Origin of the sequence: Streptacidiphilus sp. EB129 (genome assembly GCF_041262645.1) — a bacterium.
Taxonomy (GTDB): domain Bacteria; phylum Actinomycetota; class Actinomycetes; order Streptomycetales; family Streptomycetaceae; genus Streptacidiphilus.
Genome location: NZ_JBGCCS010000006.1, coordinates 59,995 through 86,455, shown reverse-complemented (window position 1 = coordinate 86,455; position 26,461 = coordinate 59,995). Strand labels below are relative to the sequence as shown.

Sequence of the window (26,461 nt, the reverse complement as noted above, 5' to 3'; positions counted from 1 at the left end):
GCCGAAGACACGCCCGGCGTACACCCGGATCAACCAGGACCGCACGGACGCCGGGGAACATCCCGGGCCGACCAGTGAGGGGGCGTCAGCGCCCAAGCGCGGCAATCCGGCCAGAATCAGGCGCCGACCGCTCCCGGGTTCGACCCCGCCCGCGCACTACCATCCACTCTTACGACAGGCCGGAGCTGCGGTCGGACGCTCGAACCCCGCAGATGCCGCAGTCGCCCCCACAGCGAGCACCCGCCGCGGCGGCCGAGCCGAACGGACCCTTCCCGACATGACTGACGTCTCCCTGGACAGCACCCTGTGGCTGCGGCGCTACCACCCCGCCATCGACTCCGCCCAGCGACTGGTCTGCCTCCCCCACGCCGGCGGTTCGGCCAGCTTCTACTTCCCGGTCTCCGCCGCACTGAGCCCGCGGACCGAGGTGCTGGCGGTGCAGTACCCCGGACGGCAGGACCGGTACACCGAGCCCGTCATCGACGACATCGGGCTTCTGGCCGACCGGGTCGCACGCGAGCTGCTCCCGCTGACCGACCGCCCGCTGGCCCTGTTCGGGCACAGCATGGGTGCACTGGTCGCCTTCGAGACAGCGCTGCGCCTGGAACGCGCCGGGCACCGGCCGAGCCATCTGTTCGTTTCCGGGCGCAGGTCGGCCTCGGCTCAGAACAGCGCACGGCTACACCGGCTGGACGACGAGGGCCTGCTGGCCGAGGTCAGGAAGCTGAGCGGGACCGATCCCCGCGCCCTGGCGGACGACGAGCTGATGCGGCTGGTCTTGCCCGCGCTCCGCGCCGACTACCGCGCCGTGGAGCTCTACCGCGGCGACCTTGAGGCGCTGCTCCAGTGCCCGGTGACCGTGCTGACCGGGGACGACGACCCGCGGGTCACGATCGAGGAGGCCCACGACTGGGAGCGGCACACCAGCGGCGACTTCGACGTGAGGGTCTTCCCCGGCGGTCACTTCTACCTCACCGACCGCGCGGCCGAGGTCCTCGCCGTGATCCGCGAGGCACTGGACATCCCTGCCGAGCCGTCCTGACAGACTCCGCCGGGCGGGGGAATCTGATGCCCTGTTCAGCGGTATTCGCCGGTCCCGAGGTGTCAGTTCGCTTATATGACCATAGATATATGGGGTGACTGGTTCGGACAATCCGAACCAAACAGTCAAAAACGTAAGGAGCAGTTTGATGCTTGGATCTACGCGCACCCGCATGGTCGCTGCGATGGGTACCGTTCTGGCGTCGGGCATGATCATGGTCGCGGGTGGGCAGGCCATGGCGGCGACGAAATCTGTCACCGTCATGCCGGTGGCCCAGCATGGCACCCAGGCCACGACGGTCAAGCCGAACAGTGCCATCGCCGCCAACCTGGCCGGCAACAAGGGCTGGCCGGACGAGCTCACCATCGATTTCGCCCAGCAGGAGGCCGTCTCCTTCACGAAGAACACGACGTTCAGCCTGGAGGAAGAGGACGCCTGATGGGGTGATGGAGCAGGGGCCCGCTCCCTGATCGTCCTCCCACGTGGCCCCCGGTGCCGGATCGGCGCTCTCTAGGGGTCGTTGCGACACATGGCTGGTTGTTCACGGCCGCGAGCAGTTCATGCAGGCGCTCGGCTGGGGTTTCCCAGTCGAGCGTTTTGCGTGGGCGGCCGTCGGGTTCGGCGGCGACGGCAACTCGACTGGACCCGTCAGGTCGACAAGGAGACCTGCGGCTCCACCCGCCGGTCTGGGCGCTGCCCGCCATGGCACGAGAGGGCGCGACACCCGGCGATGCGCCCGTCCCCGCGGGGACGACTGTGTGGTGCATCCCGTGGACCACCCGTCGGGACCCACGCGAGCTCCCCGACCCCACGGCGTCGCCAGTTGGGCGATCGTGATATTGCCCGGTGCGGGCTTCGCCTTCACAGTTCGCCCACGTAATGTGTCTCGATAGTGACTGTCGGGCACCACCTTTGGCATGGTGGAGTCATTCGGCCAGCTCCAACCGAGCGCCGGCGCCAGGCCGAGGCGTCCATTCGCAGGGCATCAAACAGACAGGAGTCCAGGTGGCCACTGACGAAGCAGGCCAGGCGGACTCCGGGCGCGGACAGCACGGCTGGGGAAAGAGCACCTTCGAGGACATCTACGACCAGCCTGACCCTCGGGCCTACTTCACCCGGCTGCGGCCCCTGCGCTACCAGACCCCGCACCACGCCCAGCCGGTCTTCCGCAGGCTCCTCGACCAACGGGCCCGCCTGAATGCACCGGGGAACTCGGTCAAGGTGGTGGACCTGTGCTGCTCCTACGGCATCAACGCGGCACTGGTCAACCACAACCTCACCCTGGAAGACCTGTACGCCCGTTACACCGGTCCGAAGACGGCCGGGCTGTCCACACCGGAACTCATCGAGGCGGACAAGGAGTTCTACGCCGTGCACCGCCGGGAGCAGGCGGTGCCGTTCATCGGCATCGACGTCGCGCCCCGGGCGGTGGCCTACGCCTCCGCGGTCGGCCTGCTGGACGGCGCGTTCGCCGAGAACCTGGAGACCGGCCCCGCCAGCGCGAAGCTGGCCCGGGCCGTGGCCGCGGCCGGTCTCATCACCATCACCGGCGGCGTCGGCTATATCGGCCCCCGCACGTTCGATACCGTCCTGAGCCACACCCGCTCCCCGGCATGGGTAGCCGCCTTCACACTGCGGATGGTCGACTACCGGCCGATCGCCGACACCCTGGCCGCCCGGGGATTGGTGACACACACCTCTCCCGAGACATATCCACAGCGCCGCTTCACCGACGACGCCGAGCAGCAGCGCGCCATCGCGCGCGCCACCGCCACCGGCCACGACCCGACCGGCCGCGAGGCCAACGGCTACTACCACACCCTCCTCCACCAGTCCCGACCCACCACCGCGACCGGCAGCCGTGACCGGCAGCCGTGACCGGCAGCCGTGACCACTCAGGCCCACGACGCGCTGCGCCGGCATGACGCCCGATCAGACCGGGCGGCTCAAGGTCCACGGCCATCCAGCCCAGCCTCCACAACGCGAGCGACGCAGGACCGGCCGCCGGCATGGTGCGCGTCACCAACACCGACCCCCGGACAGCGGACCCCTGCCCGGGCCGCTCGCCGAAGCCGTCGGAGCAGGGCGACCTCACCCAAGCGGTGGCGGACCAGCTCGCCCAGCACCCCGCGGCCATCACCTGGGAAACCCTCGTGTGAGGACCGCGGGTTACGTTGTCCGGCGCGTCGCCGATCCGCTCAGAGGCGTTCGGGGTGGCGCAGTCGGTTCCACTGGGCGAAGGCCCGGGCGACCAGTGCTCACGCCCGTGTCGAACCTCCCGGTGATGCTGCCCGGACGTGAGCGCGTGTGCCCCGTGGTCAGTGCTTGAGGCCGCGCAGCAGCCGTACGTACCGGCTCCAGTGCGCCGGGCGGGCCACCGTGCCCGTGCAGGCCAGTTCGGCGCGGTCCAGGCTGTCCTCCAGGCACGCGTCGTGGAGCGGCCGCCAGACCAGCGGCCAGCCGAGACGGGCCGGCCCACGGGCGTCCATGGCCAGGGTGTGGCGCAGCAGCGTGTGCTCCTTGTCGACGGCCAGGGCAGCATATTCGTGGAACCCGTGGAAGCCGCGCGGCCCGCTGAAAGCGAAGCGCACCCACATGGAGGGGACGTACGCGGCAACGGTGTAGCGGACCGGGCCGTGTCCGCCGACCGCTCCGGTGGCCAGGGGGCGGTCGAACTCCATCTGCGGCCAGCCCAGTTGCGCCCAGAGCTTGTCGTCGCTGCTCGACAGGGTGTCTATCAGCGCTCCCACCTCGCTCTCGGTCGCGGCCAGCAAGCGCTCGTGCACGTTGTAGACGCCCATGCGTCCTCCCTGATACTCGTTTTAGAGGTATGTCTCTAATATTATGGAGAGTACTCTCCAACCCATGGCCAGACCACCCCGCTTCGACACGAACCAGCTGCTGGACGCCGCCGTGCGACGGGCCGCCGTTTCAGGCCCGGCCGCGGTGACCATGTCCGCGGTCGCCAAGGAGGTGGGAGCCCCGAGCGGTTCGGTGTACCACCGCTTCGCCGGACGCACCGCGCTGCTCGCCGAGGTCTGGCTGCGGACGGTCGAGAGCTTCCAGGAGGGCTACCTCGAAGCCCTCCAAGCGGACAGCGACAGGCGGCGGGCCGGGCGCACGGCGGCACGCCACGTCGTCGCCTGGAGCCGCGCCCACCCGCAGGAAGCCGCTCTGCTCCTCTACGGCGCAGAGGAGTTCGGGCGCGCCGACTGGTCCGAGGAATACCTCCACCGCGCCGAGCGCGGCAACCAGCGCGTGCGCACCGCCCTCACCGCCCTCGCCGGTGCCCTGGGCGCCGAGGGCCCCCAGGCCACCGAAAGCGTCGCACTCGCCCTGGTCGACCTGCCCCTCGCGCTGGTCCGCCGCCATCTGCGGGCCGGCACACTCCTACCAGCCCACGCCGAGGACCTCGCCGAGCAGTGCGCCGACGCGCTGCTCGGCACGCTTCCCACCAGGCCGGCTGCTCCGAAAACGGCCGCCGCCACCAGCTGAGAACGGGGCCGGCCTTCGGGCTCCGTTCGCCGAACGGCGTGCCCCCGCGGACGGCCGGGGCTCCGGGGCCGGCCAGGTCGCGCCTTCCAACTCGGCGGGACTGAAGCCGAACCCAACCTGGGCCATCAGCTCACCCACATCCTCGGGCCGGGAGACGAACACCGCCTTGCGCGGGCCCAGCGCCCAGGGCACCCAGTCGCCCGTAGACGTCGCGCGGGTGACAGAAGAAGGCCGGCGGATCGCGCAGGAAGACCGGCAGGTTGCCCAGCAGCGGCAGCCCGTGCGGGCCGCGGTCGGGAGGTGAGATTCCGGTCGTAGAAACCAGAGTTGACGTCACGCGGCCATGGTTGGCGGACCGGCCTCAGCTCTCAGGGGGCAGTGCCGGGTAGCGGGGCGGCTGCCCGCTGGAGCGGTCGCCGGAGTGGGTAAGCGGATCGCGGCCCCGAAGCGTTCAGGGGGTGTGAAGCTGTTGGAGTTCAGCGAGTTCTACGAGGCCAATCGCGACGTCTGCCTGCGGGCGGTGCTGGCCGGGGTGGGTGATCGGCAGTTGGCCGAGGACCTGGTCGCCGAGGCGTTCACCCGTGCCTGGACGTCGTGGCACGTGGTGCGCCGGCACCCCGCGCCCCGCGCCTGGGTGGTCCGGACCGCGTTCAACACCCGGGTGTCGTGGTGGCGCAGGCGGCGGCGCGAGGTCGCTGTCGACGTCGTCCCCGACACCCCGGAGGTCGCCGCCGGTGACCGCGGTCCGGACACCGGGCTGGACCCCGACCTGCTCGCCGCGCTGCGCGGCCTGCCGGAGCGGCAGCGCGAGGTGATCGCGTTCCGGGTCTTCCTGGACCTCGACACCAAGGCCACGGCCACGGGTGAGGCGCTCGGCGGCGCGGTCGGAGATCAGGCCGGCCTGGGCCACGGATACCCCCTGGGGGTGAGGATGGCTCGGAAGGGCAGCTGACCTCGAATAAGCTCCCCTTATCCGAGGCGTCAAAACGGACATGCCGCCTCACCGGGAGGGAACCCCATGAGCTCCAAGCGCAACCAGACCACAGCCCTGCCCACGCTCGCCGACGCCCACCGGCTCGCGGCCGTGGCGGCTGTCGAGAGCGGGGCCCGCGACTTCGCCGCGCAGATGGCCACCACCGAGCTGCGCCGCGCCTCGCACCCGGGCCGGGCCACCTGGGCACCCACCGACCAGGACGAGCCCGACCCGGTGCCGCAGACCGTGGTCGACGGCGACGAAGATCTGTGGCTGCGCTCCCCCGCCACCAGGACCTGGACCATGCCGAGCTTCGACCCCGCGCACGACGCGGCCCGCTGCGGCGACGCGCTGACCTGGCAGCAGCTTGCCCACGAGTACGGCCCGCTGACCTCGCTCGCCGACGACCGCCGCACCGGCGGCCGCCGGTGACGGCACCCACCGAGGACACCGCACCCCTCCACGCTCCTCGACGGTATGTCAGCGCCGCACTCCGTCACACCCGCTCGACTGTTCGACGATCGCGAGGGCTGGGCCGCCGCGGCTCACCGGCGGCAGCGTGTCGTACGACGTGGGGAACCACCTCGGCGGCGGCGGAGCTCAGCAGTCGCCGGGGGTGTGCGCCTCCGGTGCCAGCCAGCCTGAGGCCCACAGCCGGTCTGGCGTGGTTTCCCCGCGGAAGACCGCCGCCGAGCGCTGCGCGAACCGCGCGAAGGTGGTGGGCCGGATGCCGAACCGCTCGAACGCCGCGATGTCGACGCGGGACTCGGGTCCGCCTTCGCGCCGCAGCCGGAACAGGTCGTCGAGGTCGTCCGCGAAGCGAGGCGGGATCCCCCCGGCAACGAGCCGGCGGTGCTTCTCCTCAGAGGTGAGGTCGACGTAGCGGATCGGTCGGCCGACGATCTCGGTCAGGATCGCGCAGACCTCGGTCATGGACAGCGCCTGAGGCCCGGTCAGCGTGTGGACGGCGGTCGCGGCGCCCTCCGGCGCGGGCCCGGTGGCGGCGGCGAAGGCGATCTCGGCCACGTCCTCGACGTCCACCGGCGCCAGGCGGGTGTCGCCGAGCGGCTGGGCGAAGGTGCCGTCGGCCAGCATCGTTGGCAGCTCACGATAGTAGACCTGCATGAACTGGCTCGGCCGCAGCACCGTGGCAGAGACATGCGCCGCACCCAGGTGCTGCTCGACCTGCGCGTGGCAACGCCCGAACCGGAACGGGGAGTCCGGGTCGGCGCCGAGGCCGGACACCTTGACGATGTGGCGCACACCAGCCTCGACGGCCGCGTCGATCAGGTTGCCCTGGGCCTCCACCATCCGGTCGTCCGCGCTGGAGATCAGCACGACCGTCTCGACGCCGTCCAGCGCGGGGGCGAGCGTGTCGGGCACCAGCAGGTCCGCCCGGACGGTGCTGAGGCCGGCCGCGTCGCGCACCGCCCGCCCCTTGGCAGGGTCGCGGACCAGCGCCCGGGCGGTCCGGCCCCGTCGGCCGAACGCGCGGACCAGCGCCGAGCCGGTCAGCCCGGTCGCTCCCGTGATCAGGATCATCACTCACTCCTTCGTCGTGGTACCGGGCCGACTGGCGCGGCCCTGTGCCAGGTGCAGACGAAGCAGGGCGGCGAAACTGACCGCAGTGAGCGGAAATCCCCTGCGCCGACGGGTCGTTGTCCCTCACGCGACGCCCACCACGGACGTACCCGCAGCCGTCGGGGACTGGGACGCGATCCACGCCCGCCACCACCGCGAGCTGCTCGGCTCGCCCTTGGATGCCGAGGAGGCGGTCCAGGAGACGTGGCTGCGCGCCCGGCGCGGCCTGCAGCTCAAGAAGGCCTGAGCCGACGGGAGCCACCGCGCCAGATCCTGACCGTACCCAGTCATTTGACGGAAGCGGCCCGGTCCCCGCCCCGGCCATCGTGAGGGAGGCCAGACCCATCACGCCCGAAAGGGGACACACCGTGAACCTTCGAACCCGCCGCGCGAGGATCCTCTCCGCGATAGCCGCCCTCATCATCTCCCTGGCGACGTGCATCCTCGGCACCGGCGCAGGCACCGCATCAGCCGACACCGGGCCCTACTGGATCTCGCACATCTACATGAACATCGGCGACACCGGCAACCAGTCCCAGCAGAGTCAGTACGCCTCGCTGATCACCAGCCTGCGTTACGCGGCCGGACACGACTGGCGCAACGGGGTCATGATGACCCAGACCCCCCAGACACACGCGCTGATCCGCCTGGACCTGAGCAGGCCGGACGGCAGCACGATCTGGCTCTGGTTCACCCCGGACAACCTCTACCTCCGCGGCGTCACCACCACCAGCGGCGCGACGTTCTCGTTCAACGACTTCGACCTGCGGGGCGCCATGCAGCCCGCCACCGCCTTCGCCGACAGCGGACTGCTGCCGCCGGCCGCCTGGAACCAGGGCGCCTACTACCAGCTGCCGTTCGGCTCCAGCTACAACTCCCTGGCGCAGGCGGCAGGGCGCGGACGGGACTCCATGCCCCTCTCCTGGAACGACATGTGGAACTCGTTCTATGACCTGGCGTACGCCGATCAGACCCTGTCCAACAACCAGTCCATCGCGCGGGACCTCATGTTCTTCATCCAGTACACGTCCGAGGCCGCGCGCTTCTACGATGTGTACGGTGTGATGTCGGCCATCATGGTGGACCCCACCAACAACTACGGCAACCTGCCGCCGCTCCAGCAGGAGCTTGAGAACAGCTGGTCGCAGCTCTCCCAGTTCGCCATCGGCACGTCCAACGGCACCAACCCGCCCCCGCTCTACGTCGGCCCCGACGTCCCCACGTTCAACAGCTTCGGCGACGTCCAGAGCCGCCTCGCCATCGGGATCGGGCCCAACGACGTCGATCCCAACGGCGACTGGAACCACTCGGAGCTCTGACGCGCCGAGTCCCCGGCCGCGACATCTGGCGAAATACGGCCAGCTGTGGGCGACGGCCTGCCTCCTGACCCGCCCCCGGCAGCGTCTGTTCCAGCTCAGGCTGCGCTGGTCGGCCTGGCGGGCCTCGACCGAGGACCTGACCACGCTCCTGGGTGTCACCCGATGCCGACGGACCATCAGTCGTGCATGATCACCGGGACTTTGAACCAGCGCTGGGCATGGACTACAGTCTCGGATCTCGCCTCCGGTCAGACACCACTCCCGGAGTGCCTCACGGGAGATGCGACACCATGCGGACCGACTATGTGGACCTGCCCGGATACGAGGTCGTCGGTATCCTCGGCCAGGGCGGCTTCGCCACTGTGTACCGGGCGCGCCAACTGGCCGTGGGGCGGGAGGTCGCACTCAAGATCGACAGCCGGGTGCTGTCCTCCGCCCGGGACCGGCAGCGGTTCATGCGCGAGGTCACCGCAGCCGGGCAGTTGTCGGGCCACCCGCACGTGGTCGCGCTGTACGACGCCGGGGTGCTCGTGGACGGGCGCCCGTACATGGTGCTGGAACTGTGTCCGGGCGGGTCCCTGGGCGACCGGCTCCGGCGGTTCGGTCCGTTCCCGGCACAGGAGGCGTGGGACATCGGGGTACGCATCGCGGACGCGCTGGCCGCGGCGCATGCCGCCGGGGTGCTGCACCGCGACATCAAGCCCGGCAACATCCTGGTCAACCAGTACGGAGGCGTCGCCCTCGCCGACTTCGGCCTGGCGGCGATGCCCCGGCCGGGACACGACCTGTCCGTGACCAGGGAGGCGCTCACTCCCGCGTACGCCCCACCCGAGGCGTTCCGGCTGGCCGAGCCCACGCCTGCCGGGGACGTGTACTCGCTCGCCGCCACCGTCTACGCGCTCGTGCTCGGCCGCCCACCGCACCACCCGCCCGAGGGCAGCCTGAGCCTGGCGGAAATCATCACGCGGCACGGCACGCCCATACCCGATCTGCCCGGTGTGAGCACGGCGCTGACCGATGTCCTCCGGCAGGCGATGGCACCGGACCCCACCCACCGCCTTCCCAGTGCCGAGGCACTGCGGGACTCGCTGGCCGCCGTCTCCCTGCACCCGGCGGCGGCGCCGGCCGACTCGCCCCGGGACGTGCCACCGCCACCGCCACCCACGATGACGAGCCTGCCAGCACCACGGGCAGGCAGCGGAGTGCAAACGCAGCCCGTCGATGCGGAAGGCCCTGCAGGCACCCGACGGAGGCCGCGGTGGGCCGTCCCGATCCTGGCTCTGGCCGGGGCCGTTCTCTGCGCGGCCACGGTGCTGGTGTCCGAGAACCTGCGGTCGAGCACAGGGGCCGCCGCGCCCTCGCCGGGTGGCGCGAGCGCGCAGAGCCCGGGGGCATCGGCCGATGCCGGCTTCAACGTACCGACAACCATCCAGAACTGCCCGGCCGCATCGGTCGCCGGCCTCAACGCCCGCTGCACGACCACCGCCGAGTGCTGGGGCGGCATGGTCTCCATTGCCGGGGACGTCACCGTCAACCGCTCGGACTGCCTGGTGGACCATCCGTGGGAGACCTTCGCCATCGCCCCGCTTCCGGCGGACGGGATGACCATGAATCAGCACGAACTGGAGAACCACCCCTCGGTGCGCAAGCTCTGTTCCCTCGACGTCATGGCGAAGTCCAGACTGGGCAAGGCCCTGAGCATCCCGCCCGCCCAGTGGACCGTCGACGTGCTCCCGCCCTCGCAGACCGAGTGGGCCAGCGGCCTGCGTGTCTTCCGCTGCGTCGCCACCGTCACCGGGAGCGATGCCACCACCAGCTACTTCCGGCCGCGGTAGGCCCGGCCCGTGCTGGGGCAGCGGGCCCGGGCGCTCACCGGGAACACGCCGGACGTTCGGCGGCCTCGGCGGCGAGGGCGTCGTCGGCCGTTGCGCCCGGCTGGGGATCAGCGGCCGAGCAGTGCGGCCGCGGCGGCCAGGGTGGCGAGGGACAGTCCGGTGGTGACCGCAACGCCGCGGTTGGCCAGGGCCTGGCCCACCCCGTACTCCTGGGCGAAGACGAAGGTGTTCTGGGCTGTCGGCAGTCCCGCGCACACCACCACCGTCAGAAGTTGCACATGGGTCAGGTGCAAGGCCAGTCCGATGACCAGGGCAAGCAACGGCTGCCCCACCAGTTTGAGTGCCGCCACCGCCGCCAGCTCCAGCTTGACCGCCCGGGCCGCTCCGGGCAGCGGCCGCGGCTGCCCGACGGGTGGCGCGGCGTACAGCGACGCGCCGAGCCCCACCAGGCCGGCGGGCACCGCCGCCGCTCCCAGCAGGGCCAGTGTGGCGTGGGCCGTCGGCGGGACCGGCAGCCTCCAGACCGACCAGACCAACCCCAGGGCCGAGCCCAGGATGACCGGGTTACGCAGCGGAAGGGAGGCGATCCGGCGCATCCGGATCCGCCCCTGCGAGTCGCTCGCCCGGTCCAGAGCGATCAGGATGACGGGAGTGACGAGGAGGTTCTGCACCAGCACGACCTCGGCGAGGAACGACACCGATCCCAGCACCTGCTGAGCCACCGGGATCCCGAGGTTCGCGGAGTTCACATACCCCGCGGTCATACCCCAGATCGGCCCTTCCGCAGCCGGGCGGCCGAACCAGCGGCTGACAGCCAGCCAGCTCAGCGCGACCACCGCGGCGGTGCTGGCGGTGAAGGCCAGCAGCGGCAGGACGGACAGGCTCGACAGCGGTGTCGCGGACATGGTGAGGAACAGCGCTGCCGGCATCGCCAGGTGGAAGACGAAGCGACTCAGGACCGACGCCGCGTCCTCCCCGAGCAGACCGCGACGCCGAGCACCGTAGCCGGCCGCGGCCAGCAACCAGATCGGCAGGAAAGCGGATATGAGCCTCATGACAGCCGGGCCTCCCGCGCGAATCCGCGTGAGGCCAGCCGACACCGAGGCCGTCGAACGCCATTGTTCGTGTAGACCATGATCGCGGATGCTACGCGTGGCGATCCAGGCCCCGGCCACCGCCCCCGCCGCCACTCGGTTCCACATTCGCGCGGGCCTGGAGTGATCACGTGTTGACTGCCGCAGCGCTGAAGCGGACCGGGAGAGGTCAGTCCTGCGTGGGGCGCCAGTCGACCGGCGGCGGCAGCGTGCCCTGTTCGATGATGTTGGCGTACACGCTCTCCAGCGCCTCCGTGAGCGGCCCCATGAGCTCGGCCGGCAAGCCGTCGAAGAACATGTGCCGGACGAGATCGACGTGCCCGGGTGCGGCCTGCTCGATGGCCTGCCGCCCGCCTTCGCTCAGGGTCACGTCGGTGACGCGCTTGTCGGTGACCGACGGGCCGCAGGTCACCAGCCCTCGCGTGCTCATCCGCCGCACGTGGTGGGAGACCCGGCTGCGTTCCCAGCCGATATGGGCGGCGAGCACGGTGACCGGCATCCGCCCGCCGTCGGCGACGCTCAGCGCCGTGAGCACGTCGTAGTCGGCCAGCGAAGTGCCGCTGTCCGCGAGCAGTTGGCGGTTCATCTCGTACGTCAGGCGCAGCTGGATCCGGATGTAGGCCAGCCACGCCCGCTGCTGGTCGCCGTCGAGCCATCCGCCCTCGGGTACCGGCGCCGACTTGCCTTTACGTGACATATCACCTAAGCTTTCTCCTCGACAGCATCAGCACAGCCACCACCGCGCGGCGCACTCCCCGACATCATCTCGCGCAAGCCGCCGCGGCCGGGAGGAGAGCCATGCCGTACGCAGCAGTGCTCACGAAGTACGGGCCGCCCGAGGTGCTCGATTGGTCCCCGGCCACGATGCCCGAGCCGGGTCCGGGCCAGATCAGGATCCGTGTGTTCGCCGCCGGGATCGGTCCCACCGATCTCAAGATCCGGCGCGGCGATCTGGAACGGGTGTTCCCGCTGCCGCCCCTGGCGGTCCTCGGCTTCGAGGCCGCGGGCACCGTCGACGCGCTCGGCCCCTCCGTCACCGGCGTGGCGATCGGCGACGAGGTCGCGGCCCAGCTGCCCGCCCTCGGCGGATACGCCGAGTATACCCTCGCTTCCTCGTGGACGGCCAAGCCGGCCGGCGTGAGCTGGGCCGACGCCGCCGCGCTGCCGGCATCGGCAGAAGCCGCCGTCGGCGTCCTGCGTCAGCTGCACGTCGCCCCCGGCGAGACGCTGCTCGTCCTCGGCGGCGCAGGATCGGTGGGCCTGATCGCCACCCAGCTCGCCATGGACCAGGGCCTCACCGTCATCAGCGCCACCGCACCGCGCGACGAGCAGCTCACCCGCGAACTCGGCGCGATCCCCGTGTCGTACGGGGCCGATCTCCTCGCGCAGGTGCACGCCCACGTCGGCAAGGTCGACGCCGTCTTCGACGCCGCCGGGAAGGGCGGGCTCGGTGATGCGGTCGACCTCGCCGGCGGACCCGCACGCGTCATCACCCTCGCCGACGAACACGCAGCCGACTACGGCGTCGCGCTCTCCGCCCCCACCCCGGACCGCGCCCCGGACGCCCTCGACCAGACCATGGCCCTGCTCGCATCCGGCAAACTCCGGCTGCGCACCCAGCGCCACCTGCCCATGCACGACGCCGCACACGCACACGAACTCCTCGACACCGGTCAGGCACACGAGAAACTCATCCTCACCACTGGATGACGCAGGCTCCCTGCCATCCGAGCGCATGCATCGTCCGTGAACGACGGCCGAGCCGGACCAGGTGACCAGCGAGCGGGAGCGCACCGTGGCCCGGCTCCGTGCCTGGCGGTCCCGCCTGCCCAGCAGCGGCGCCTGCCACTGTGCCGTCGCGCGCCGCATCCGCCCGCCGTCGGCACACCCGGCGCGCGGCCGAACCCGGCCTGTCCTGGTCCCCGGGGGGGGTGGCGGGGCGGAGAGAAGATGACTTGAGTCTCCATCAGGGGGAGACACGAAGGTGGGGGCATGGACGGCGACGGACTCTTCACGATCGGGGCTCTGGCCCGCAGGACCGGACTGACGGTCAAGACCATCCGGTTCTACTCCGAGCGAGCGGCGGCGAGTTCGTGCAGGCCCCGGGGCCGGCGCGGCGCGGATGCGGCGGGGGTACGGGTATCAGCCCCGGCGGTGTGACGGGCAGCGTGGAGAGGGAGCCAGTCAGGTCGTCCCGCTGCGCGCGAAGGGGTCGAATCGGACACCAGTGCGACCTCGTACCCAGCGCTGTGCTGGAACCAGCACGCGGGCCGGAGCGCTAGGACTTCAGGAAACGCAGGTAGACCGCTGCGAAGACCACGACGATGCCGATGTTCACCGCCAGACGCGGCCAGAACCGGTCGCGCAGGAACAGCACGTCCACGCCGACGACCACCACGACCATCACCAGCACGTACAGTGCGACGAACACCGGTCTCATGCTCCAGTTCTACCGCACGCCCGCAGCAACGCAACCCAGTGGGCACCGCAGCCCGTACTGCCCGCGCGGGCTCGAAGCCGAGTCTCAGCCGTCGACGTCGAACCACCCGGCGTTCAATGCCCAGTGCCTCACCCACCCCGCGAACCCGGCTCGCTCGTGGTGAAACCGAACGCCGAGCCGAACGGCATCGCGCCCTCCCCGCTGATGTTCCAGACGTGCCCCCTGCGCTCGCCCGTAACGACTAAGGTGCGGCCGATGAGTTTCCGGCGGGCGTACCGTCTACCCGTCGACGAAGGGAGCACACCATGCGCAAGATCATCGTTTGCACGTTCCTGACGCTCGATGGCGTCATGCAGGCCCCGGGCGGCCCGGACGAGGACGCCGGGAGCGGCTTCGAGCACGGCGGCTGGCAGAAACCGGTGGCCGACGACGAGGTCGGCACGGCCATCGCCGGTTGGTACGAGCACTCCGACGCGATGCTGCTCGGCCGCAGGACGTACGAGATCTTCGCGTCGTACTGGCCGACCGCCGATCCCGGCAACCCGTTCACCGACCGGATGAACAACATGCACAAGTACGTGGCGTCCCGGACCCTGACGTCCGTCGAGTGGCGGAACTCCACGCTGCTGGAGGGCGACATCGTCGATGCACTACGCAGGCTGAAGGCGTCCGCCGGCGGCGACATCAACGTCGTCGGCAGCGGCGACCTCGCCCAGACCCTCATGCATCACGGACTCGTCGACGAGTACCGGCTGACCATCCACCCGGTGATCATCGGCACCGGCAAGCGGCTGTTCGCCGGCGGAGCGATCCCCACCGCGCTGGAGCCGGTCAGCGTCTCGACGACGAAGGGCGGCACCGTCGTCGGCGTCTACCGGCCGAACGGTAAGCCCCGCTACGACAGCTACTAGTGTCGCATCAAGCAACCGAGGTCAGCTTCACCAGCGCGGACCGGGTCCGGGACGTGCTGCACAACTTCAACGCCGACGGCTTCGCCTCCCTGTACCCCAAGTACGGGGGGCGGGCGGCCGAAGACCTCCGGCCAGTCCGAGCAGAGGGCTGCCCGAAGCGGCCCGTGTCCCGACCTCCAAACACCAGCGCTCCACGAACTCCCTGTCGTCGTCGTTCAACGCACTCCCGACCAGGACGCTCGCTGCCTCGGGCTCATGCACCCTCTCCGCGAGCGCCCGCTCCAACGTCTCGACCACCATGTCATGCGGCAGAGCGGGAGGGTTTTCAAAGCGCAAGTGTGAGTGCATAGCGCGAGACTACGCACTCCGCAACGGTGCCCAACCCACCCAGCCCCACAGTTCCATGGTTCGGTACGGCAACGGCTTCTGACGAAATCTCAGAGCTCTGCACACAATCGGTCGATCCGGGCACGGTTGCGGGCCGAGCCGATCCTCACGGCGAGGCCCCTGGCTTGCCGTGCGTGGTTCGCAGCCTGATCTCGCTCACCATGGGCGAGGTGGGCTTTGGCCATGTGAAAGTGCATGCTGGCGGTCGCGCGGGTGAACTTCGTGTCGATCTTGGCAAGCGCGTCGTACAACTCGCTCATCGCGGCCTCGTCGAGCTGGGCGAGCATGCACCCGCGCCAGCGGATCAGATTGCGGTCGTTGAGGATGACGTCGGGCATCTCAAGGTCCCAGTCGTCGTCTCCAGGGGGGAGCACGGCCGCGGCTCGGTCCACGGCTCGCATGCTTGCGTCCCGTCGGCCGGCATGTGCGAGGGCTTCGGCCGCACTGGCGTGGAGCCAGGCCATAAGGCGAGGAGACGCCTTGGTCCCGACTGAGCGCTGCGCTTCCTGGATCAGCTCGACGGCCAGGTCGGGCTTTCCCACTGCCGTCAGTACAGGGGCCTGGGCAGTCATGGCGTATGCAAGGTACATCGGGTCATCCGCCCGGGCTGCCGCCCCCTTGCTCAACTCGTACAGCTGCCAGGCACGCTGGGTGTTTCCAAGGTCGAGTACCTGCCAGGCAGCCAGCGCGGCCGCGCCGACGACCGCCCGGGCGAGGCGGTCCCGCGTTTGGGGCAGCATGCTAAAGGCCAGCAAGTCCTCCAAGGCTGCCAGATGGGCTTGCACCTGGCCCCCCATGATGACGGCTCCCACCTGGCGGTCCAGCGTGCGCAGGAGTTGGGTCTGGGACATGAAGGAGTCGACCACATCGGCACTCAGGGATCCGCCCGACTCGATCCGCGCAGCAAGAGCCTCGTCTCCCGCCAGGAGGAAGGATGGATGTTCTACTGCGGAGCCGGCAGACGCGCCAAGGCCAGACGGCCCGCCCACCTTCCGCGCGGAGGCGAGAAGCCTGCCTCGGCCGGTCGGATCCAGCCCGAGACCGTCTGCCAGCGCGGTCACCGACGAGAGGCGCGGGCGCCGTCCTCCCGATTCCAGCATGCTGATCGCATGCCTGGACACTCCTGATCGTTCGGCCAGCTCCTCCTGCGTCAGACCGGCGCCGAGCCGGGACTCCCGCAGAACCGACGCGAATGGCTCAGCCACCTGGCTCCCCCGAGCAGCCGACTCGTCCTGTCCGTACATGGTCGATTCTACGGACCTGCCGCAGCGAACGCCACACCAGCGCAACACGAGCGCCATGGAGCAGCCGGCCCAGAGCGATGAGGATGGGTCCTGCCCAGCGGAGATGACTGCTGGTCAACCACGAGGGGGAGATCTGACATGAAGTCGAGCCGTCGATCGATTCGGACCATTGTGGCCGCCACCGCACTGACCCTCAGTGCCGCTGCTGGGGTCGCCGCAGCGCCAGCGGCGAGCGCGGACACGCCGCCTTCCTACTGCTACAACAGCGGCTCCGGATTCAACCACTATTACGCCTTCGACCACACATACACCAGCGGCGGCCACACGTACTTCCAGTACTCGACCCTGGAGCTGAACGGGGACAACTACTACTGGAACGGGCAATTCTCGTACGAGTGCGACGGCCACGCGACCCCTTCCGGGGCGGGTAGCTACCCCGGGGAGATCCAGTACATCTTCGATCACTCGTACGTCAGCGGTGGCAACACGTATAACCAGTACTCCACCCTGTGGTGGGATGGCTCGAACTGGTGGTGGAACGGGTTCGTCTCGTACGAGGTGTGACTTGTACCGGCCCCAGGCCGCCTGATGGGGCAGCGACGTCGATACGGGGGCGCAGGCCGTGTTGACCGCTCAATCAGGTGCTGTAGTCACGACCTGATCCAGATGGCGAGTGCGGCTGCGGTGACGGTACCAAGGAAGACGTAGCCGCGCTTGTCATAACCGGTGGCCACCGCACGGTGGTTCTTCAGCTTGTTGATGGCCCGTTCCACGGTGTTGCGCTTGTACCGGTCCTCGTCGAAGCCCGGTGGTCGTCCGCCACGCGATCCTCTGCGCAGGCGGGCGGCCTGGCTGTCGACCTTCTCCGGGATGGTGTGCCGGATGCCGCGCTGCCATAGGTACTGACGACACGGCCCGTTGCTGTAGGCCCTGTCGGCTGCGACGCTGTCCGGCTTCTTGCGGGGCCGACCGGGCCCCAGGCGGGGAACCCGGATCTTCTCCAGCACCGGCACGAACTGCGTGCAGTCGGCCCGCTGTCCGGGCGTGACGATCAGGGACAACGGGCGGCAGCGGCCGTCGGCACTCAGGTGGATCTTGCTGGTGAAGCCTCCCCCCGAGCGGCCCAGGCCCTCACCTCCCGCACCACCTCCACCAGCCGGGCGGCCAGGCTCTGCCACGGCGATTCGGCCTGGTGTTCCACGGTCCGGGCCCCCTTTGAGCGTTGGCCTCGGGCGTCACCGCCTCCTGGCTCGGTCGGCTACGACTGTTCAGCAGGAGTACGGTGCCGGACCGCCCCAGTTCGCGCCGTTCGCGTACGCATGCCAGGTGCCCCACGCGGCGGCGCAGCTGACCTGCGCGTAGGCGATGAACGTGTCCGGGGTGGCATCGTGGATGTACATCCCCGGCGAGTCGACGTCCTTGACGGCCGTCGAGACGGGGCCGGTCACCTGGCCTCCGTTGTTCGACGAAATGATGCTTACGAACACGGTGTCGCTCCGGTAGGGCCCCTGCTGGTAGGGCGTGGCCCACTGGAAGTGCGCCCAGGTGTAGCCGTTGCAGGTGTTGTACATCTGCTCGACCTGGCCGGCGTACATCCCGTGCAGGTTGACGTTGCCCGGCGAGCCGATGTTGATGTAGCCGCAACTGGCCGTAGCCGCTTGCGCGGTGCCGACGGCCCCGAGGCCGACACTGGCCGCGGCAAGCGCTGCCGCGGCCAGTGTGCGGGCGGTGCGTGTGATCATGGATCCCCCTCAAGTGTGCCTGAGCTTCGAGCATGGACCCCGAACCCCTTCATGTGTAGAGCGCCTCGGCCGGCAAGGAGGTCAGGCCGCCGGGCGGCCGAGTTCATGCTCCCGGTCCACAACGACGGCGCCGCCGGCTGGCGCTGGCACGACGGGCCGTTCGATCGGATCGGGAGGATCAGTGACCGGGCAACGGCACGAGCCGCGTCAGGCGTCCGTTCCGCAAAGCTCGTCCAGCCGGATCGCGGCACACGTTCCCAGGTCGCTGTCAGCACGTCCAGCGCGCCACTCGCGAAGCCGTCCGAGGACGAAGGGCGACGGTGGAGCCACGAAACAGGCAGCTTCCTGCACCCCTGCTTCGTCGTCTCGGGCTGCATCCCGACCGGCCGACCGCGATCATCTCCGGGCCCACTCCGCCCGGCTGGTGGCATGCCGCCGCTGAGCGGTCGCTATGCGGAGCGTCTCGCCGAGGTCGGCGCCTCCGCATCGGATGGGTGGAACCCTCCGGCATGGTCGGGCACGGTGGCGAGGGCAGGAGGCGCCTCGCCGCAGTCCAGCAGGACACCCCACTGCAGCGCGGCGTCCGCCGCACGGCGGCCATGTTGCACAGGCCCGGATCCCCTCGACGGAAACTCGAATGCGGGTGCCGCGGTCGCACTCTAGGCTGCGCCCTCGGGGAGGTCGACGCCCCGTATCGACCGTCAGTGGATCGGAGATGCACGGGGTATGACCAGCCAACTGTTCGCGATCTGCTTCAATGCGACCCGGCCGTCGGACCTGGCACGGTTCTGGTCCGGGGTCCTGGGCTGGGAGTCGGCGGGCGGTCCGGACGACGACGTCGCGATCCTGCCTCCCGACGCCGCCGGGTTCCGCATCCGTTTCCTGCCGAGCCAGGAGCCGAAGACCGGCCAGAACCGGGCACACTTCGACCTGACGAGCACCTCCCCGGAAGACCAGCAACAAACAGTGGCCAGGGCGCTGGAATTCGGCGGGAAGCACATCGACGTGGGCCAGCTCCCGGCAGAGGGGCACGTCGTGCTCGCCGATCCGGACGGCAACGAGTTCTGCGTCATCGGTGCCGGCAACACGTTCCTCGCCGACACCGGCTTCATCGGCGCGCTGGCCTGCGACGGTACCCGGGAAGTCGGCTACTTCTGGAGCGAGGTGCTGCGGTGGCCGCTGGTCTGGGACCAGGACCAGGAGACCGCGATCCAATCGCCGAACGGCCGTACGAAAATCACGTGGGGCGGTCCCCCGGTGGCGCCGAAGACGGGCCCGAACAGGCTGCAGTTCGAGCTGGCACTGCCCGCCGACGCCGACCGGGAGGTGGAGGTCGACCGCCTGATCTCGCTCGGAGCGACCCGCACCGGCATCGGCGAAGGCAGCCGGGTGCTGATGCTTGACCCCGACGGCAACGAGTTCTCCGTACAGGCGTCCCGGTAGGAGACTGCTGTCGGATGGGCTGTGCGTCATAGGCGGGTGTCGACTACTGGTTCCAGATCTGGAACTCGGAGATCTGGCCGGCGGGCCAGCCGGTGTTGGCGGTGATGCCGACCCGCCAGTACCGCTGCGAGGTCGCTGGGAACGTGATCGTGACGGTGTTGTCGGCCGACGGCGTGAAGGTGTAGTCGGCCGACGGCTGCACCGTGGTGAAGGTCGACCCGTCCGTCGAGCCGAGCAGGGACAGCGTCTGGTCGCGTGCGCCCCAGGTGGCGGGCAGTTGGAGCACCACCCGGCTCACTGACTGGGACGATCCCAGATCCACCTGGACCCACTGGGGGAACACGTTGTTGGTGCTCTCCCAGTACGAGTTCTGGTTGCCGTCGGTCACGTTCGACGACGCGTACACGTCCGTTTGCGACGATTCGGCGGTCGGCCGGCCCGCGGCGAGATTGGTGCTGACACTGCCGGCCGCGGCGAACTGCAGACTGTTGACGTTCCAGCCGCCGTTGTCCTCGTTGACGGTCAGGACCTGTTGCCCGGCGGGCAGCGTCACCTGGCTGGTGACGGTGCCCCAGTTCTGCCAACCGCCGGTGGCCGGTGTGTCGATGTTGCCGCTCAGGTTGGTTCCCGCGGCGTCGGACAGGTGCAGGGCGTCGGTCACGGCGCCGGGAGCGGCGACCCTCATGCCGACCGTGTAGGTGCCGGCCGTGGCGACGCTGACCGTGTAGCGGAACCACTGGCCGCCCGTGGTCCAGCCGAGATCGTAGCCGCCGCCGGTATCCGTGGTCGTCTCCAGATCGACACCGTCGGAGCGGTAGCCGTTGGCGGTGCCGTTGACGGAGGTGACGTCGTAGCCGACGCCCTGGCCGCCCGTGTCGTAGTTCTCCGCCTGGACGACGCCGGGGACGGCGGCGGCGCTGCCACCGTACGGTCCTTCCGGGCTGCCACCCTGCCAGCTGTTGCCGCTCGCGGTCGCGGTGAAGCCGCTGGAGTTGTTGAGGAAGGGCGACATCCCGGACCCCAGGCCGGTGACGGTGTTGCCGGTGATGGCAGCCGATCCGGTGGGCGCGGGATAGAACGGCGGAGCGATCACGATGCCGTTGCGCCACGGCGCGGTGACCGTGTTGTTCTGCAGCAGCGTGTTCGTGGACGTGGAGAAGCCGATGCCGTCGTACAGCGCGTTGACGACGGTGTTGTTGGTGGCGGTGACGTGGTCGACCACACCGACGTTCTGGCCGTCGCCGCCGTTGCCGATCTGCAGGGCCGGCTGGCCCTGACTGTAGCCGTTGCCGCCGGAGCGGACGATCACGTTGCCGTTGACCGTGGCCGTGAGCAGGTCGTTGCCGTTGACGCCGAAGCGGCCGGCGCCCAGGCCGATGTAGCGGGCGGTGTCGGCGATGTAGTTGTACTCGACGTCCTGGTTGCTGCCGCCGTAGATGCCGATGCCCTTGCCGCCCCAGGGCGCGATCACGGTGTTGTGCGTCATCGTGATGTGCGACATCGGCGTGTAGTAGGTCTTGTTGCCGTTGGCGTCGGTGTTGTAGTTGACCGAGTTGATGGCCATTCCGTCGTCGCCGGTGCTCCGTACGAAGTTGTTGGTCGCGGTCAGGTTGCTGCCGACGGAGTTGTTCAGCGACACGTTGTTGAGGTTGATGCCGTCGGCCCAGATCGCGGTGAGGCGGCTGTTCTCGACCGTGCCGCCGGTGCCGGACGCCCAGAAGCCGGACTCGACGTGCTGGCTCCAGATGTCGTTGGCGACCCAGTTGCTGCCGGAGGTGTCCATGGCACCGCCGCCGCCGTCGACGGTGGCGCGGCTGGTGGCGTCGGAGTCGAGGTGGAAGTCCTGGACCACGCAGGAGGTCAGGTCGAACAGGGCGGCCAGGCCGACGTTGTTGGGCAGCGGGACGTCACGGTAGATCGTGCTGTACCAGACGCCCGCGCCGGCGATGGTGATGCCCTGGGCGCTCAGGCCCGCAGTGCCCTTGAGGTAGAACGTACCCGCGGGGATCCAGAGCACCTTCTTCTGGGTCTGGGCCTGGTTGATGCAGTTCTGGATGGCCGCGGTGCTGTCGACGGCGCCGCTGTCGGCGGAACCGTTCGTCGGGGTGTCGTCAGCCACCGCGCCGCAGTCGGTGATGGAGAGGGAGTTGGCCGGTTGGGCGATCGGTGCCGGCGGTTTCTCCACGTCGATGACGTCGATGTAGTAGAACGCGGCCGTGTTCGCAGCGTCCTTCTGCAGCGTCAGGGTGCTGCCGGGGGCGATCGGCGCGCCGGTGATGAACGTGTGCGACTCGTCGAAGTACTGCCGGGGGTTGCCGTCGGCCGGGTTCTGGCTGCTGCCGTTGTAGTCGCTGCTGCTCTCGTAGAACCAGCTCTGCCTGGAGTTGAGGTTCAGCGCCTGCCGGAACGTGCCGTCGACGTAGAGGTCGAGCGTCGCGGTGGTGCCACCACCCGTCGCGGAGTCAGGGATGCTCTCGCGGAGGTTGACCGCACTGATCGGCGCGCCGGTGGTGTTCGTCCACTGCACGCTCTGCCCGGTGCCGGTGAGCTGTACGTACGCGTGGCCGGAGGCTTCCACGGCCGCACTGGAGTACTGCGTGGTCGGTGGCGAGGTCAACGACACGACGGTGGCGCCGCCGGCAAGCGTGCCCGCCTCGCCCTCGAAGCTGGTGAACGGCACCGTCGCCCCCACGCCGGAGGCCGCAGCCCGCGCGGCAGCGGGAGTTGCGGCGGCCGGCGCCGTGCTTGACGCGACGAGTGCACAGCCGGTGAGCAGCACCGCCACCGCCGCACTCAACCAGCGGCGCAGGCCGACGTTCGGTGGTCGTTTCATCGAGAGCCCTCCCTGGCGGTGCACACGTCGGCCGGAAGTCGCATGCCGAGATGAACGTAACCTGACAGCCACTCAGGTGCAATGCTGCGTCACATCCGCGCAAATATTCGATACTGGTTGCACAATTCCACGACATCGAGCCATGCCCTAGCGAGCAGAGCCGTCGCTGTCCATCAGCCGGGAGGCCAAGCCCTCTCTTGACGCAAGCATGGCATCTCTGTAACTTCCTGTCAGTTAGCTGCAAATTTCTATCAGCAAGCAGTTGCCAGTCAGGGTCGATGCTGAGATTTTCCGCGTCGGCGCAGCTGCTCACTGAGTGCACTCCCAACCCCTCGCGCCAGCACCGCCCCCACCGCGAAGGAGCCGAGGACGAGGATGAGACGACGAGGACGACCCCAGGGACCGCAGGACCCACGGCGGCTGCGCAGGCTACGGACAGCCGTGCTCGCCCTGGCCGGCCTGCTGGCCGCCATGCTTCCGCTGCTGCACGCCGCCCCCGCGACCGCCGCCACCGGCACCAACCTGGCGGCCGGAAAGACCATGAGCGCGAGCGGCTACACCCAGAACTACACGCCGTCCAACGCCAACGACGGCAACCAGTCCAGCTACTGGGAGAGCACTGACAACGCCTTCCCGCAGTGGCTGCAGGTCGACCTCGGGGCGACGACCAGCGTCAACCAGGTGGTGCTGACGCTCCCGGTCTCGGGCTGGGCAGCCCGCACCGAGACCCTGTCCGTCCAGGGCAGCACCGACGGCAACAGCTTCAGCACCGTGGTCCCCTCCGCCGGGTACACCTTCGACCCGGTCACCAACAGCACGGTGACCATCAACTTCACGGCCACCAGCACCCGTTTTCTGCGGCTGCTGATCACCGCCAACACCGGCTGGCCCGCCGGCCAGATCTCCGAGTTCGAGGTGTACGGCCCGGGCGGCGGCGACACCACGCCGCCCACCGCGCCCGGCAACCTGGCCTACACCCAGCCGCAGTCCGGCCAGATCACCCTGACCTGGCGCGCGTCGACCGACAACGTCGGCGTCACCGGCTACGACGTCTACCGCAACGGCGCCCTGGCCACCACGGTCGACGGAAGTACGCTGACGTGGACCGACAGCCAGCCGGACACCGCGACCGTGTCGTACTACGTCACGGCACACGACGCCGCCGGGAACCAGTCGCCGGCCAGCAACACCGTCACCCGCACCGGAAGCAGCGGCGGGGGCACCAACCTGGCGCTCGGCAAGCCCATCACCGGGACCGCCAACACCTACACCTACGTCCCGGCCAACGCGAACGACGGTGATCTCACCACCTACTTCGAGGGCTCGACCTACCCGAGCCGGCTCACCGTCAAGCTGGGCGCGAACGCCGACCTGACCTCCGTGGTCGTGAAGCTCAACCCGGCCGCCATCTGGTCCGCCCGTACCCAGACCATCCAGGTGCTCGGCCGCGAGCAGAGCGCCACCGGCTTCACCAGCATCTCCGCCGCCCAGACGTACACCTTCGACCCCAGCACCGGCAACTCCGTCACCATCCCGGTCAGCGCCCGCGTCGCGGACGTGGAGCTCAGCATCACCAGCAACAGCGGAGCCCCCGGCGGCCAGGTCGCCGAGCTCCAGGTGATCGGCACCCCCGCACCCAACCCGGACCTTACCGTCACCGGCTCGTCCTGGTCCCCGGCCACGCCGGTGGAGACCGATCCGGTCACCGTGTCCGCCACCGTCGCCAACATCGGCACCGCCGCGTCCCCCGCGTCCAACGTCAACTTCTACCTCGGCAGCACCAAGGTCGGCACCGCCACCGTCGGCGCACTGGCGGCCGGCGCGTCCACCACGGTGTCGGCAGCCATCGGCGCCCAGACCGCCGGCAGCTACCAGCTGACCGCCAAGGTCGACGAGGCGCAGAGCATCGTCGAACTCTCCTACGCCAACAACACCTACACCAACCCCGACAACCTGGTCGTCACCCCGGTCCAGAGCTCCGACCTGATCGCCTCCGGCGTCAACTGGACACCGAACAACCCGGCCGCGGGCAACACCGTCAACTTCTCGGTGACCATGAAGAACCAGGGCACCATCGCCACCGCCGACGGAGCCCACGGCATCACGCTCACCCTGCTCGACGGCACCGGCAACACACTCGCCACGCTCACCGGCGCCTACACCGGCATCCTCGCCCCCGGCGCCACCGCTCCCCCGGTGAACCTGGGCAGCTGGACCGCGGCCAACGGCAAGTACACCCTGCACACCGTGCTGGCCGTGGACGCCAACGAGCTGCCGATCAAGCAGGGCAACAACACCAGTGACACCTCGCTGTTCGTCGGCCGCGGCGCCAACATGCCGTATGACGTCTACGCGGCCTCCGACGGCCAGATCGGCGGCGGAGCAGCGGTCGTCGGCCCCAACCGCACCATCGGCGACATCGCCGGCGAGGCCTCCGGACGCAAGGCCGTCACCCTGGACTCGACCGGCTCCTACGTCCAGTGGTCCACCCGGGCCGGCACCAACACCCTGGTGACCCGCTTCTCCATCCCCGATGCCCCCGGGGGCGGCGGCACCACCGCCACCCTGGACGTCTACGTCAACGGCAGCTTCCTGCAGGCCATCACGCTCACCTCGCACTACGCCTGGCTGTACGGGGCGGAGACGAGTCCGGGCAACGACCCCAGCGCCGGATCGCCCCGCCACATCTACGACGAGGCGCATGTGATGCTCAACCAGACCGTTCCGGCGGGGAGCGTCATCAGGCTGCAGAAGGACGCCGCCAACACCTCCCAGTACGCCATCGACTACATCAACACCGAGCAGGTCGCCCCGGTCGCCAACCCGGACCCGACCTCCTATGTCACCCCGGCCGGCTTCGCCCAGCAGGACGTGCAGAACGCACTGGACCAGGTACGCCAGGACACCACCGGCAAGCTCGTCGGGGTCTACCTGCCCGCAGGGCAGTACCAGACCTCCAGCAAGTTCCAGGTGTACGGCAAGGCCGTCAAGGTGATCGGCGCCGGCCCCTGGTACACCCAGTTCAACGCCCCCACCACGCAGGACAACACCGACGTCGGCTGGACCGTGCAGACCAGCGCCAACGGCTCCTCCTTCGGCGGCTTCGGCTGGTTCGGCGACTACACCCAGCGGATCGACGGCCCGGGCAAGGTCTTCGACCTGACCGACGTCTCCAACATCACCATCGACAACATCTGGATCGAACACCAGGTCGTGGCGATCTGGGGCACCCATGTCACCGGGCTGACCGCGACCAACATGCGCATCCGCGACACCTTCGCGGACGGCATCAACCTCACCAACGGCAGCGAGAACAACCTGGTCAGCAATGACGAGGCCCGCTCCACCGGCGACGACAGCTTCGCGCTGTTCGCGGCACAGGACCACAACTCCTCGGACCTGAGCGGCAACACCTTCCAGAACCTCACCGCGCTCACCCCGTGGCGGGCGGCCGGCGTCGCCGTCTACGGCGGCGAGAACAACACCCTGCAGAACCTGTACGTCGCCGACACGCTCACCTACGCGGGCATCACCATCAGCTCGCTGAACTTCGGCTACCCCTTCCAGGGGTTCGGCACCCAGCCCACCACCATCCAGAACGTCTCCCTGGTGCGCGACGGCGGGCACTTCTGGGGCGGCCAGGTCTTCCCGGCGATCTGGGTGTTCTCCGCGACCCAGCCCTTCCAGGGCATCCGGGTCAACAACGTGGACATCACCGATCCGACCTACGCCGGAATCATGTTCCAGACCGACTACTCGGGAGGCACCGCGCTCAATCCCGTCACGGACACCGTCTTCACCGGCGTCTCCGTCACCGGCGCGCAGCAGAGCGGTGACGCCTACAACGCCAAGTCCGGGTACGGCATCTGGGCCAACCCCCTGCCGGAGTCGAACCAGGGCCCGGCGGTGGGCTCGGTGACCTTCAACCACCTGGTCGAGAGCAACAACTACGTCGACATCTACAACCCGACCACCACGTTCACCATCACCAACAACCCGTAGTAGCTCCACGCCGCATGACGGCACATCACAGTGCCGTCATGCGGCCCGGGCCGGCCACACCCGGCCCGGCCCAGCCAAGCGCCCGGGCTGACCGGTATCGTGGGACTCCGGTGGTCCCAC

The 26,461-nt window shown here is 69.5% G+C and carries 24 protein-coding genes and 1 pseudogene; 16 read left to right on the top strand and 9 right to left on the bottom strand.

From position 1 onward, the window contains the following. Positions 1 to 277 precede the first annotated feature (277 nt). The 4 genes from ABH925_RS09875 to ABH925_RS09860 all read left to right on the top strand — a co-directional run bounded on the left by ABH925_RS09875 (position 278) and on the right by ABH925_RS09860 (position 3,201). On the top strand, positions 278 to 1,042 hold the full coding sequence (locus tag ABH925_RS09875; protein ID WP_370146931.1) for a thioesterase II family protein: 765 nt from the start codon (positions 278 to 280) through the stop codon (positions 1,040 to 1,042). A gap of 172 nt (positions 1,043 to 1,214) precedes the next feature. Further along, on the top strand, positions 1,215 to 1,481 hold the full coding sequence (locus ABH925_RS09870; protein WP_370146930.1) for a hypothetical protein: 267 nt from the start codon (positions 1,215 to 1,217) through the stop codon (positions 1,479 to 1,481). Positions 1,482 to 2,047: 566 nt separating this feature from the next. Further along, on the top strand, positions 2,048 to 2,920 hold the full coding sequence (locus ABH925_RS09865) for a hypothetical protein (protein WP_370146928.1): 873 nt from the start codon (positions 2,048 to 2,050) through the stop codon (positions 2,918 to 2,920). A 131-nt stretch (positions 2,921 to 3,051) separates the two neighbouring features. Beyond that, on the top strand, positions 3,052 to 3,201 hold the full coding sequence (locus ABH925_RS09860; RefSeq protein WP_370146927.1) for a hypothetical protein: 150 nt from the start codon (positions 3,052 to 3,054) through the stop codon (positions 3,199 to 3,201). Positions 3,202 to 3,360: 159 nt separating this feature from the next. On the opposite strand, the gene ABH925_RS09855 is transcribed toward ABH925_RS09860, so the two are convergent. Next, positions 3,361 to 3,843, bottom strand: coding sequence for an SRPBCC family protein (locus ABH925_RS09855; RefSeq protein WP_370146925.1), 483 nt, complete (start codon positions 3,841 to 3,843; stop codon positions 3,361 to 3,363). A 64-nt stretch (positions 3,844 to 3,907) separates the two neighbouring features. On the opposite strand from ABH925_RS09855, the gene ABH925_RS09850 reads away from it, so the two are divergent. The 3 genes from ABH925_RS09850 (at position 3,908) to ABH925_RS09840 (ending at position 5,942) form a co-directional block, all read left to right on the top strand. Then, positions 3,908 to 4,537 (top strand): TetR/AcrR family transcriptional regulator, encoded by a 630-nt coding sequence (locus ABH925_RS09850; protein WP_370146923.1) that lies wholly within the window; start codon positions 3,908 to 3,910, stop codon positions 4,535 to 4,537. Between the two features lie 460 nt (positions 4,538 to 4,997). Next, positions 4,998 to 5,489, top strand: coding sequence for a sigma factor (locus ABH925_RS09845; protein WP_370146922.1), 492 nt, complete (start codon positions 4,998 to 5,000; stop codon positions 5,487 to 5,489). A 66-nt stretch (positions 5,490 to 5,555) separates the two neighbouring features. Continuing rightward, on the top strand, positions 5,556 to 5,942 hold the full coding sequence (locus ABH925_RS09840; RefSeq protein ID WP_370146920.1) for a hypothetical protein: 387 nt from the start codon (positions 5,556 to 5,558) through the stop codon (positions 5,940 to 5,942). Positions 5,943 to 6,110: 168 nt separating this feature from the next. Here ABH925_RS09840 and ABH925_RS09835 read toward each other — a convergent pair whose 3' ends face one another. Continuing rightward, a complete protein-coding gene (locus ABH925_RS09835) occupies positions 6,111 to 7,052 on the bottom strand; it encodes an SDR family oxidoreductase (protein ID WP_370146919.1) in 942 nt (313 codons plus the stop codon). Positions 7,053 to 7,137: 85 nt separating this feature from the next. Between ABH925_RS09835 and ABH925_RS09830 the strand changes: the two genes are divergently transcribed. The 3 genes from ABH925_RS09830 to ABH925_RS09820 all read left to right on the top strand — a co-directional run bounded on the left by ABH925_RS09830 (position 7,138) and on the right by ABH925_RS09820 (position 10,245). Further along, positions 7,138 to 7,338 (top strand): hypothetical protein, encoded by a 201-nt coding sequence (locus ABH925_RS09830; protein WP_370146918.1) that lies wholly within the window; start codon positions 7,138 to 7,140, stop codon positions 7,336 to 7,338. Positions 7,339 to 7,459: 121 nt separating this feature from the next. Then, positions 7,460 to 8,410 (top strand): ribosome-inactivating family protein, encoded by a 951-nt coding sequence (locus ABH925_RS09825; protein ID WP_370146917.1) that lies wholly within the window; start codon positions 7,460 to 7,462, stop codon positions 8,408 to 8,410. Between the two features lie 290 nt (positions 8,411 to 8,700). After that, the gene (locus tag ABH925_RS09820) at positions 8,701 to 10,245 is read left to right on the top strand and encodes a protein kinase (protein WP_370146916.1); all 1,545 of its coding nucleotides are present in this window, start codon (positions 8,701 to 8,703) and stop codon (positions 10,243 to 10,245) included. Positions 10,246 to 10,352: 107 nt separating this feature from the next. On the opposite strand, the gene ABH925_RS09815 is transcribed toward ABH925_RS09820, so the two are convergent. Together ABH925_RS09815 and ABH925_RS09810 are read right to left on the bottom strand one after the other, a co-directional pair. Then, on the bottom strand, positions 10,353 to 11,300 hold the full coding sequence (locus ABH925_RS09815) for an AEC family transporter (protein WP_370146915.1): 948 nt from the start codon (positions 11,298 to 11,300) through the stop codon (positions 10,353 to 10,355). 208 nt (positions 11,301 to 11,508) lie between these two features. Then, positions 11,509 to 12,036: a MarR family winged helix-turn-helix transcriptional regulator gene (locus ABH925_RS09810; protein ID WP_370146914.1), complete on the bottom strand. Its 528-nt coding sequence runs from the start codon at positions 12,034 to 12,036 to the stop codon at positions 11,509 to 11,511. A 101-nt stretch (positions 12,037 to 12,137) separates the two neighbouring features. Between ABH925_RS09810 and ABH925_RS09805 the strand changes: the two genes are divergently transcribed. Then, entirely contained in the window at positions 12,138 to 13,049 is a 912-nt protein-coding gene (locus ABH925_RS09805) for an NADP-dependent oxidoreductase (RefSeq protein WP_370146913.1), read from the top strand. Positions 13,050 to 13,331: 282 nt separating this feature from the next. Continuing rightward, positions 13,332 to 13,454 (top strand): annotated as a pseudogene (locus tag ABH925_RS09800) (MerR family DNA-binding transcriptional regulator); the annotation flags it as partial. 163 nt (positions 13,455 to 13,617) lie between these two features. Here the strand turns inward: ABH925_RS09800 and ABH925_RS09795 are convergent. Next, the gene (locus ABH925_RS09795) at positions 13,618 to 13,770 is read right to left on the bottom strand and encodes a hypothetical protein (protein ID WP_370146912.1); all 153 of its coding nucleotides are present in this window, start codon (positions 13,768 to 13,770) and stop codon (positions 13,618 to 13,620) included. 314 nt (positions 13,771 to 14,084) lie between these two features. Between ABH925_RS09795 and ABH925_RS09790 the strand changes: the two genes are divergently transcribed. Next, positions 14,085 to 14,690, top strand: a complete 606-nt coding sequence (locus ABH925_RS09790; RefSeq protein ID WP_370146911.1) for a dihydrofolate reductase family protein — start codon at positions 14,085 to 14,087, stop codon at positions 14,688 to 14,690. 437 nt (positions 14,691 to 15,127) lie between these two features. Here the strand turns inward: ABH925_RS09790 and ABH925_RS09785 are convergent, their stop codons facing one another. Then, positions 15,128 to 16,282: a helix-turn-helix transcriptional regulator gene (locus ABH925_RS09785; protein ID WP_370146910.1), complete on the bottom strand. Its 1,155-nt coding sequence runs from the start codon at positions 16,280 to 16,282 to the stop codon at positions 15,128 to 15,130. Positions 16,283 to 16,459: 177 nt separating this feature from the next. On the opposite strand from ABH925_RS09785, the gene ABH925_RS09780 reads away from it, so the two are divergent. Then, positions 16,460 to 16,885, top strand: a complete 426-nt coding sequence (locus tag ABH925_RS09780; protein ID WP_370146909.1) for a hypothetical protein — start codon at positions 16,460 to 16,462, stop codon at positions 16,883 to 16,885. An 86-nt stretch (positions 16,886 to 16,971) separates the two neighbouring features. Here ABH925_RS09780 and ABH925_RS09775 read toward each other — a convergent pair whose 3' ends face one another. Then, the gene (locus ABH925_RS09775; protein WP_370147135.1) at positions 16,972 to 17,505 is read right to left on the bottom strand and encodes an IS5 family transposase; all 534 of its coding nucleotides are present in this window, start codon (positions 17,503 to 17,505) and stop codon (positions 16,972 to 16,974) included. Between the two features lie 84 nt (positions 17,506 to 17,589). Continuing rightward, positions 17,590 to 18,063, bottom strand: coding sequence for a hypothetical protein (locus ABH925_RS09770; protein WP_370146908.1), 474 nt, complete (start codon positions 18,061 to 18,063; stop codon positions 17,590 to 17,592). 726 nt (positions 18,064 to 18,789) lie between these two features. Between ABH925_RS09770 and ABH925_RS09765 the strand changes: the two genes are divergently transcribed. Continuing rightward, entirely contained in the window at positions 18,790 to 19,506 is a 717-nt protein-coding gene (locus ABH925_RS09765; RefSeq protein ID WP_370146907.1) for a VOC family protein, read from the top strand. 43 nt (positions 19,507 to 19,549) lie between these two features. Here the strand turns inward: ABH925_RS09765 and ABH925_RS09760 are convergent, their stop codons facing one another. Then, entirely contained in the window at positions 19,550 to 22,339 is a 2,790-nt protein-coding gene (locus ABH925_RS09760; protein ID WP_370146906.1) for a discoidin domain-containing protein, read from the bottom strand. A gap of 375 nt (positions 22,340 to 22,714) precedes the next feature. Here ABH925_RS09760 and ABH925_RS09755 point away from each other — a divergent pair, with 375 nt between their 5' ends. Continuing rightward, entirely contained in the window at positions 22,715 to 26,341 is a 3,627-nt protein-coding gene (locus ABH925_RS09755) for a discoidin domain-containing protein (RefSeq protein WP_370146905.1), read from the top strand. Positions 26,342 to 26,461 lie beyond the last annotated feature (120 nt).

Bases quoted from the DNA above. Each gene is read 5' to 3' on its own strand.
- ABH925_RS09875 (WP_370146931.1), top strand. From the start codon at position 278: ATGACTGACGTCTCCCTGGACAGCACCCTGTGGCTGCGGCGCTACCAC.
- ABH925_RS09870 (WP_370146930.1), top strand. From the start codon at position 1,215: ATGGTCGCTGCGATGGGTACCGTTCTGGCGTCGGGCATGATCATGGTC.
- ABH925_RS09860 (WP_370146927.1), top strand. From the start codon at position 3,052: ATGGTGCGCGTCACCAACACCGACCCCCGGACAGCGGACCCCTGCCCG.
- ABH925_RS09855 (WP_370146925.1), bottom strand. From the start codon at position 3,843: ATGGGCGTCTACAACGTGCACGAGCGCTTGCTGGCCGCGACCGAGAGC.
- ABH925_RS09850 (WP_370146923.1), top strand. From the start codon at position 3,908: ATGGCCAGACCACCCCGCTTCGACACGAACCAGCTGCTGGACGCCGCC.
- ABH925_RS09840 (WP_370146920.1), top strand. From the start codon at position 5,556: ATGAGCTCCAAGCGCAACCAGACCACAGCCCTGCCCACGCTCGCCGAC.
- ABH925_RS09835 (WP_370146919.1), bottom strand. From the start codon at position 7,052: ATGATCCTGATCACGGGAGCGACCGGGCTGACCGGCTCGGCGCTGGTC.
- ABH925_RS09820 (WP_370146916.1), top strand. From the start codon at position 8,701: ATGCGGACCGACTATGTGGACCTGCCCGGATACGAGGTCGTCGGTATC.
- ABH925_RS09815 (WP_370146915.1), bottom strand. From the start codon at position 11,300: ATGAGGCTCATATCCGCTTTCCTGCCGATCTGGTTGCTGGCCGCGGCC.
- ABH925_RS09810 (WP_370146914.1), bottom strand. From the start codon at position 12,036: ATGTCACGTAAAGGCAAGTCGGCGCCGGTACCCGAGGGCGGATGGCTC.
- ABH925_RS09805 (WP_370146913.1), top strand. From the start codon at position 12,138: ATGCCGTACGCAGCAGTGCTCACGAAGTACGGGCCGCCCGAGGTGCTC.
- ABH925_RS09790 (WP_370146911.1), top strand. From the start codon at position 14,085: ATGCGCAAGATCATCGTTTGCACGTTCCTGACGCTCGATGGCGTCATG.
- ABH925_RS09780 (WP_370146909.1), top strand. From the start codon at position 16,460: ATGAAGTCGAGCCGTCGATCGATTCGGACCATTGTGGCCGCCACCGCA.
- ABH925_RS09770 (WP_370146908.1), bottom strand. From the start codon at position 18,063: ATGATCACACGCACCGCCCGCACACTGGCCGCGGCAGCGCTTGCCGCG.
- ABH925_RS09765 (WP_370146907.1), top strand. From the start codon at position 18,790: ATGACCAGCCAACTGTTCGCGATCTGCTTCAATGCGACCCGGCCGTCG.
- ABH925_RS09760 (WP_370146906.1), bottom strand. From the start codon at position 22,339: ATGAAACGACCACCGAACGTCGGCCTGCGCCGCTGGTTGAGTGCGGCG.
- ABH925_RS09755 (WP_370146905.1), top strand. From the start codon at position 22,715: ATGAGACGACGAGGACGACCCCAGGGACCGCAGGACCCACGGCGGCTG.